Origin of the sequence: Halomonas sp. SIMBA_159 (assembly GCF_046536035.1) — a bacterium.
Lineage (GTDB): Bacteria > Pseudomonadota > Gammaproteobacteria > Pseudomonadales > Halomonadaceae > Vreelandella > Vreelandella venusta_A.
The window spans coordinates 1-237 of the sequence record NZ_JAWJBT010001584.1; the positions used below are offsets into that span (position 1 = coordinate 1).

General features: G+C 52.7%; 1 protein-coding gene. It reads right to left on the reverse strand.

What is annotated here, in order from left to right:
- Nucleotides 1-42 precede the first annotated feature (42 nt).
- Nucleotides 43-237, reverse strand: a 195-nt coding sequence (locus R0J87_RS24570) for a hypothetical protein (protein ID WP_498889654.1), incomplete at its 5' end; no start/stop codon positions are given.

The window sequence follows — 237 nt, forward strand, 5'->3', positions numbered from 1 at the left end:
GAGCTTAGTCGCTCAAGCACCGACGTGCGGGAAGATCCACTCTTAAAACTGGCGAATGCACTTCCGAGATTGCGCGTTGTCGCTGACGCCAAGCATAAAGAATTGGCCACAAGCATTCATACGTCTGTATTCGAAACAAAGAAGCCTTCGCAGGCAGGGTCGCCCCAAGCGCTGAGTGACTGCCAACATCTTGCTGAGTGTATTGCTGGAAACGCAGCAGCCTTCGTAAGCAGCGAT